At 71.6% G+C, this 8,260-nt stretch carries 5 protein-coding genes; 3 read left to right on the top strand and 2 right to left on the bottom strand.

Annotation, left to right across the window (positions count from 1 at the left end; translation table 11 throughout):
- A partial coding sequence (locus GWI24_RS35900) for an ATP-binding protein (RefSeq protein ID WP_210950224.1) occupies nt 1-1,715 on the top strand: 1,715 nt, incomplete at its 5' end.
- A 6-nt stretch (nt 1,716-1,721) separates the two neighbouring features.
- Nucleotides 1,722-3,311, top strand: a complete 1,590-nt coding sequence (locus GWI24_RS35895) for an ABC transporter substrate-binding protein (protein ID WP_210950223.1) — start codon at nt 1,722-1,724, stop codon at nt 3,309-3,311.
- 41 nt (nt 3,312-3,352) lie between these two features.
- On the opposite strand, the gene GWI24_RS35890 is transcribed toward GWI24_RS35895, so the two are convergent.
- Complete coding sequence (locus GWI24_RS35890) at nt 3,353-4,150, bottom strand: SAM-dependent methyltransferase (RefSeq protein WP_210950222.1); 798 nt, start codon at nt 4,148-4,150, stop codon at nt 3,353-3,355.
- 127 nt (nt 4,151-4,277) lie between these two features.
- Entirely contained in the window at nt 4,278-5,165 is an 888-nt protein-coding gene (locus tag GWI24_RS35885; RefSeq protein WP_247617335.1) for a VC0807 family protein, read from the bottom strand.
- Nucleotides 5,166-5,904: 739 nt separating this feature from the next.
- On the opposite strand from GWI24_RS35885, the gene GWI24_RS35880 reads away from it, so the two are divergent.
- Nucleotides 5,905-8,196: a hypothetical protein gene (locus GWI24_RS35880; protein ID WP_210950221.1), complete on the top strand. Its 2,292-nt coding sequence runs from the start codon at nt 5,905-5,907 to the stop codon at nt 8,194-8,196.
- Nucleotides 8,197-8,260: the final 64 nt, after the last annotated feature.

The raw sequence follows: 8,260 nt of genomic DNA, 5'->3' as shown, positions 1-8,260 counted from the left end.
GCCGTCGCTTCCCCGTCCTGGTGCCCGGCCTGTTCGCCGTCTCCGGCTGGTACCACGGCAACGGCGAGCAGCGGGACGCCGCGTGTCTGAGTTTCGCCCGGCTGCTGCTCGCCTGCCGCCTCGCCGGCGGGGACGAGAACGCGCTGAGACACGCCTGGGCCACCGCCGTCGAAGGCCGTCTGGAGACCATCGACGCGGAGGCCGACGCGGAGTGGGGCCGGGACGCGGTCACCGCCGCCGTGGTGGCCGAGTACACCGACCGGCACCAGCCGACCGCGGCGCAGGAGTGGTACCGGGGGCGCTTTCCACGGGGCGCGGACGGCCAGGATCCGCTGGTGCTGCTGGGGGAGTGGTTCCAGCGCGGCGGCGACTACCGGCACGCGGCCGAGCAGAGCCTGATGGCCGCCTTCCTCCACGATGTCGCCTCCTCCTACGGCAGGCTCCAGCGGTGGAACCGCGAACCGTGGCCGCTCATCCTCCTCGACGACGCCCACTGCCCGCCCGGCCAGGACTTCCTCGACCTGCTCCTCGAACACCGCGCGCTGCCCGAACGCCCCGACCACGAGGAGCTCGTCGTCGTGGCCACCCGCCTCGGCGGCTTACCCGAGGACGCCTCCGACGCCGTCCGCCGCGACCTGCCCGACCTGGTGAAGTCCTCCGGCTGGCAGCGTAGGGGCCTGGCCCCGTCCGCCGGGCTGCTCGCCGTCCCGCTCACCCCGCTGAGCCGGGACGACATCCTGCCCCTGCTGGTGCCGGGCCGGCCCGCCCGGCCGCTCCACCCCTATCTGGCGTCCGCCGTGCACTCCCTGACCGGCGGGCACCCCGCGGTGACCACCGTGCTGTGCGAGGCGGTCCTGGACGCCACCAAACGGGGCCGCGGCGTGCACCCGCGGGACCTCCTCGAACTGAACGCGAAGGACGGCCGCCCGGTCACCGAGGCGCTCCTGGAGCGGCTGCTCCCGGACCGGCGTCAGCGCGACCGGCTGACCCTGCTCTCGCTCGCCCGCGACAGCACCGCGGCCGAGGCGCTGGCCGAGCACCTGCGGCTCCAGGGCCCGGACCAGCTGCCCGCCAACTCCGCCACCGACTACCTCGAAGAGCAGCAGTGGCAGCAACTGACCCCGCCCGACCAGCCGTTGGTCACCGACGCGCTGCTGCGCACCCTGCTGGTGCACGAGGCGCGCCGCACCTCCTCGCGGGCCGAGGACGGCCGCAGCTGGCAGGACATCCACCGCTTCCTGCGGATGCACCACGCCCAGCGCGGTGAGAGCGGCGAGGCCGACGCGCTGCGGCACACGCTCGCGGCGGGGAACGCCGAGACGGTGGTGGCCATGCTGACGGAGGAGTTCCAGTCGGAGAAGGACGCCCACGCCGCCGCCCACTGGCTGCTGTGCCTCCAGTACGCCGCCACCGCGCCCACCCCACCGGCCGAGGAGTGGACCGACGAACGGATGCAGATCGCCCTCGGCGCGCGCGACGGCCGGTACGCCGAACTGCATGAGATCGAGCGCTGCGTCAACCGGCTGCTGCACGCCCTGTGGCATGTCTCCGAGCCGCACGCCGAGCCGGACCCCGATATGTGCAAGGCGGTCGGCGAGGAGCTGGCCTATCTCTCACCGCGCCATCCGTCCTGGCACGCCGTCCTGGGCCAGGCGGCCCGCAACTGGCCTGCGGCGGCACGGAAGAAGCGCCCCTTCCCTATCTCCGGTCAGTGAGGAAGCATGCTGCTCCGTCTGTTCCGCCGTCATCCTCGCGAGTGGGGGCCGCTCGAATGGCTGGCCGTCGTCGGAATCGGCGTCCTGGTCGCCGCCGCGATCACCGTCGCCGTCAACGTGGCGCGGGGCCCCGGCAGGTGCGGTGACGACCTGCGGGACATCGACGGGGACTGCGTGGGCGTCACCGAGGGAGCCTTCGAGGCGGACCCGGGCATCGAAAGCCTCATCGGGGCGGTGGCGGACGAGAACGCCCGGGTGAAGCGGGACTGGGAGGACCCGCCGAGCGGGCCCAGGATCCCGTACGTACGGATCGCGCTGATGATGCCCTTCACCGCGGACGACCACAGCGCCATGACGGCGGACATGATCCGCCGCGGCATCGCGGGCGCCCTGGCCGCCCAGCGGCAGGCCAACCGCTTCGGCGGACCGCACTACCAGCTGCTGCTCGCCCCCGACGGCCGCAACCTCGACGAATGGGAGCCCGTGGTCGACCGTCTGGCCGAGCTGACCAAGGACACCCGGGCGCCTCTGGTCGGCGTGACCGGCATCCCCAGCAGCACACCGGAGACCCGCAGGGCGATCGCCGCGCTCAGCAAGCACAGCATCCCCACCGTCGGCCCGGTCATCACCGCGGCCAACATGAACTCCCCGTACTTCTTCAAGACCTCGCCCAACAACGACCAGTTCGCCCGCGCCCTCAAGCTCTACCTGGACCGGAAGCCGGCCCGGCACAGAGGCTTCCTGGTCTGGGACAACCGCGGCGAGGACGTCTACTCCCAGAACCTGCGCAGCGTCTTCGAACGGCACTTCGGCACCGCGTACGACCTGACCAACCACAACTCGAACTTCACCGGCACCTCCGGAACCGACAAGGGCATCCCCCAGCGGTTCACCGACGCCGTCCAGAAGATCTGCAATGAGAAGTCCGACACCGTCTTCTTCGCGGGCCGCGACCAGGACCTCCCCGCCTTCATGGAGCGCATGGCGCAGGAGGGCAGCTGCGGGCGCACCACGACGCTGCGCATCCTGAAGGTCGGCATCGGCCTGGAGCCCACGCTCACCGGGGACGCGCCCGCCCGATGGCTGGACGAGGCACGCGCCACGATCGTCGACGCCTCCGCCGTCGACCCCGCCTGGTGGGCGGGGAAGGCCAAGCCCAAGAAGGCGCTCGGCCGTTTCCTGGACCGCTTCGAGGAGATCCGGACCCAGCACAAGCTGGGGGACAAGCCGCTCGACGACGGCTACGCCGTGATGTACCACGACGCCTTCACACTGCTCGCGGGCGCCGTGGACCGCACCTTCGCCGAGATCAACGAGGGCGGCAAGAAGACGCCGGAGGCATTGAGCATCCCGACGAAGGACGATGTGTACAACACCCTCATCATTCCGAGCATCGCCGGTGACGGGTGCAGCTCCTGCCTGGTCGGCGCCGGAGGGACCTACGGGTTCGAGGGCCCGGGCAAGAACGACCAATGGGCCGTGTGCAAGCCCGTGCCCGTGGTCGAGTTCCCGTCGAGCGCCCGCTCCGGCGATCCGGGCGCGCCGGGCCTCTACCGCACCTACCGGAACGGCTCCAAGAACGCCTGCCCCTCCTGACGCCGGCCGCGAACCGCGCGCTCGCCAGCCGCGGCGGCGGTTCAGCCGGTCTTGCGCGCCACCCCGCCGTAGTAGCCGATCTCCCCGGGGCCGGTCGGCGGCGGGGCGTCCGGGTGCCAGAACGGGACCTCGGCCAGACCGGGCTCGACCAGGGTGAAGCCGTCGAAGAACCGCTCGATCCGGTCGCGGGACCGCAGGCTCAAGGTGGCGGTGGCGGTGTCGTAGACGGCCGAGGCCGCGCTGCGGTCGGCGAAGTCGTCCGTGGCGTGGGAGAGCACCAGGAAGCTCCCGGCGGGCAGCGCGTCGCGCAGGGTGGCGACGACCCGCTCGGGCTGCTCCGCCTCGGTGAGGAAGTGGACGATGGCCACGAGGAGCACCGCGACCGGCTGGTCGAAGTCGATGACCTGGCGGACCTGGGGATGGTCCAGGATGGCCCGCGGGTCGCGCAGATCGGCGAGCGCGATGCTGGTCGCGGCCGAGCCGCTCAGCAGCACATTGGCGTATGTGTTGACGATCGGGTCGTTGTCGACGTACGCGACGCGCACGTCAGGCGCCAGCTCGCGGGCGATCTCGTGCACATTGGGGGAGCTGGGCAGCCCGGTACCGATGTCGAGGATCTGCCGGATGCCGCTGTCGACCACATAGCGCACGGCGCGCCGCAGGAAGTCGCGGTTGGCCCGTACGCCGCTCCACACCTCGGGCGCCGCGGCGGCGAGCCGGTCACCGGCCTCGCGGTCCACCTCGTAGTTGTTCTTGCCCCCCAGCAGGTAGTCGTAGATCCGGGCAGGATGCGGCCTGCTGGTATCGATCTCCTCGGCGCGGAAGCCGTTCTCCGTCAACGCAAGTCTCCTCTCGACGACCGTCACGGCCCCCGCCCGCGCTCGACTGGCGAACAGCTTCCCACACCAACCTCGGTGCCGGACGCCGGAGTTCGCCGCGCCCGGCCTCCCGGTGTCGGACGGCCGGTCAGCCGTCGGCCGCCGCTGCGGGCTCCGCCTTCGTCGCGGCGTCCGCAGTCGCCTCGGCCTTGGCCCTGGTCCCGGCGTCCGCCTTCGGCTCCGCCTTGGCCCCGGCCGTCGCCGCCGCGGCTGCCGCCTCCGCCGCCGCCTCCGCCGCTGCCGCCGCCGCGGCGGCGGCGCGCGCCTGGCCCTTGCGGCGCGACCGCTTGCCGTAAAGGGCCGTCCATGTGCCGAGGGAGCCCAGCACGGCGTAGATCAGGACCGGGCTCAGGACCACCATGGTGTCGGTTCTGAGGGTGTACGACAGCACGACCCGGACCGCGGACTCGATGCAGTAGGCCACGCCCCAGACGGTCGTCATCGTCATCATGGCCTTGCGGAAGCCATCGACGTGCCACAGGCCGTTCCACCAGGCGGTGCTCGCCTCGGTGCCGTCGGTGGCGAACTTGCGCCCCAGGTAGAACATCAGGGGGCGCGGCGCCAGCAGCGTCGCGAGGCAGAGCACCCCGAACAGCCCGGTGACGCACGAGTCCTTGATCAGCAGCGCGCGGGCCGTGTGCGCGCCGACGGTCGACACCACGGCCGTGATCACGATGAATACCAGGGTGACGATGGCGAGTTCATCGAGGCGGCGGCGCCAGGCGAGGTGGACGGCGCCGTCGACCACCGGCCAGGCGCTGCTGATCAGCAGCGCGGCGAATTCGCTGAAGCCGTGGTCGCGCAGTGCGTTGTACGTGATGATCGGTGCGACGACATTGAGGCTGAGCGTGACGACCCAGCCGAGAATGGCGGCCCGCTTGGACCGGGCGGGCGCTTTGGGCCGCTCGCCGGTCTGTGGCGCCTCCGCATCCGGTGCGCTCGAGGCGCCTTGCGTGGTCGAGTCCTGAGTGAGCACGGTTCCCCTGTAAGTGTGCCTGGTGGTGCTGTGCGTGGTGGTGCGAGAAAAGAGAAACGTAAAGCAGTCATGTCGTAAGAGGACAGTGCCGGGACGCCAAATGTCGCCAAAATCTCCGCGGAAGGCCGTTTCAAGTCGGATGTAGTGGTCAAGTGGTCGCTCGGATCGGCATTCCGTCGTCCTCTCCGGTGCTTTGAGAAGTCACAGTCCATTGCGCTGAGTGGCCCTGAGAAAAACCCTTTGTGAACACCGTCCAGTTAACGGCAGTTTCCGGTGTGTACGGTGCGCCGGAAAATCCGGCCGCTCCCCCTGATAGCGGGTCATTGCGGGGCTTCTCCTCACACCAGGCATACGAGAGAGCCGGTGCCGCAGCGCGGTACCGGCTCTCTCATATGCCTCGATCACTCCTGGATGGAGGCGTTGTGACGCTCTCCGCGGGCCCCGGGCCCGGGCGGTCGATCGTGTCCAGGGCCCGGGCCAGGGCGTGTTCCAGGTGATGGTGCCGGTCCTGAGGTCGCCGTGGACGATCGCGTCGGGGATGAGGGCCGAATTCACCGTGGCCGCTCCACGGAGGTGGTGCGAAGCGGCCTGAGGTGGCGGGCGGTGACGGGCGCTCGGTTAACGCCTCAGAGCGGCACTTCTCGGCCAGCTTTGGTCCGTACCTGTAAGTGATCTCTTCCGGAGACGAACCTGTGGGACGTCAATGTGCTTGATCCCCCGTCACGGAAGGATCTGCCTCATGTGGTACCGACGGATCAGACGGACCGCGGCGCGCGGAGCCGGAGCGCGCGGCGCCCGTGCCCTCGCGACCGGATGCGCCCTGGCCGCCCTCGGGTTGGCGGCGGGCCCCGCTCCCGGCGCCCTGGCCGCCCCTACGGAGGGCACCCCAACGGCCGCGGTCTCCCCGGCTCCTGACGCCACGGCCCACACCGTCACCCTGGTCACCGGCGAGCGCGTCACGCTCGGCGCGGACGGGAGCGTCGTCGTGGCGCCGCGGCCGGGAGCCGAGGCGGACTATGTCACCCGCCGCTTGGACAACGATGTCTTCGTCATTCCGCTGACCGCGCTGCCGTATCTGGGCCGCACCCTGGACCCCGCGCTGTTCAACGTCTCCGCCCTCGCCGAGGCCGGGGTGACCACCACCCCGGTGCGGGTCGGGTCCAGGGAAGGGACCACGGCGCCGCGTTCGGGCCCCGCGTTCGGCGCGGCGCTGGCGAAGCAGGTCGGCGCCGAGGCGGCGGAGGGCTCCGTCGGCGACGGCCCGCTGTTCGGCGGCGTCACCTCCGTCGTACCGGCGGTCGCCACGGCCGATGGACGGGCCGCCCCGCGCCCGCCCGCGCGAGCGGACCACACACGGCGGGACCATCCGGTGGCGGACCACACGCGGGCCGACCACCCTGTGAAGGTCACCGTGCTCGGTACGGACGGCAAGCCCCTCGCGGGCACCACGCCGTTCGCCCTGGCCAACGTCGATGACGCCACCCGCTACCGGGAGCCGTCCCTCCAGGCCGTCGACGGCGAGGCGAAGGCCGAGGTGCCCGCGGGCCGCTACAGCGCCATGGTCTCCGCCCCGACCTTCGACAGCGCGGGCGAGTCGACCGGCATCCGCATGGCCACCGCCGAGTTCACCGTCCCCGACGGTGCCACCGCGACCGATGTCGTGCTCGACCTGCGCAAGGCCACCGAGCGGGTCACCTTCTCGACCCCGCGCCCGGCCGAGGAGCACCAGCTGATTCTCCATTACCTGCGCGACGACACCAAGGGTGAGGTGGCGGTCAACGGCGGCGTCGGCGTCTCCAGCGGCGCGCCCGTCTACGTCCAGCCCTCCAGCCGCCCCGTCACCACCGGCGATCTGCGCCTCAACGTCTACACCCACCGCAAGGCGCCCGCGGACGCGGCCACGCCCTACTCCTACGACCTGAAGCTGGCCAACCCCGCCGGTGTGATCGCGAAGAACCAGCACTACAAGGTCACCGGACGCCAACTGGCCACCGTGCGGACCAACTACCACAGCGATACGCCGGGCCGCGCCCAAGAGGTCGCACGCCTGATGTATCTGCCGTACGAATCGAGCGGCGAGGCGCTGTCCGAGCCGTTCAAGACACCGGCGCAGCGGATCGAGTACGTCGGTGGCTCACCAGGCGCCACCTACCACGACTGGCTCAAGGCCGGGGAGCGGCGCTTCGTGTCCGAGAAGCAGACCGTCCGGCCCGGCCGGACCACCACGGTGGACTGGCTGCGCGGCCCGCTGGCCCCGGGCTTCACCGAGCCCGCGCGGGGCGCCGCCGCGGACGAGACGTGGTACTGCGCGGCGTGCCGCAAGGGCGACGCCCTCACCTTCTCCCTGGCCACGGTCATGGACACCGCCGACCACCACGCCCTCGCGTTCCCGTCCGACATCACCTCCTCGCACTTCGCGGTGGTCTCCGGCGACACGACCCTGTACGAGGGTGACGGCGTCTCCGGTGGCGTCCTGACCGTGCCGCCGCGGAACGCCCCGTACACGGTGGTGTACGACCAGACCAGGACGAACGGCGAGTTCCACCAGTCGCTGACCACGCACACCGAGTGGACCTTCTCCTCCGGCCACTCGGGCGTCCAGACCGTGCCGGACAACTGGACCTGCGTGTCGGAGGCGGGCGAGTACGACGGGCCCGCCGAGTGCTCGGCGCTGCCGGTCGTCGTCCCGCACTACCGGCTCGACGCGGCGCTGGACGGCACCAGCCCGGCCGGTGACGACCATCTCGTCGTCGGCTTCGGGCACGTACCGGGCGTGGCGGCCGCGCCCGCGGTCACTGCCGCGCCCGCGGTCACCAGGGCGAGGGTCGAGGTGTCCTTCGACGGCGGCGAGCGGTGGACTGCGGCGGCCGTCACGGCGCTCGGCAAGGGCCGGTTCCGCGCGGACTGGACCACTCCGGACGCCGCGGCGGGCCGGGACGCCTCGCTGCGCGTCACCGGGAGGGACGCGGACGGCAACAGCGTGACGCAGACGGTGAAGAACGCGTTCACGGTGGCCGCTGCCCGCGGTTAGGACGCCTGCGGCGGGCTGTTCCCCTCCCCGCCCCTTCCCGAAACTGGGGCTCCGCCCCAGGCCC

This window comes from Streptomyces sp. MK37H (genome assembly GCF_018035285.1).
GTDB lineage: Bacteria > Actinomycetota > Actinomycetes > Streptomycetales > Streptomycetaceae > Streptomyces > Streptomyces endocoffeicus.
This window is presented reverse-complemented; position numbering and strand designations above follow the sequence as displayed.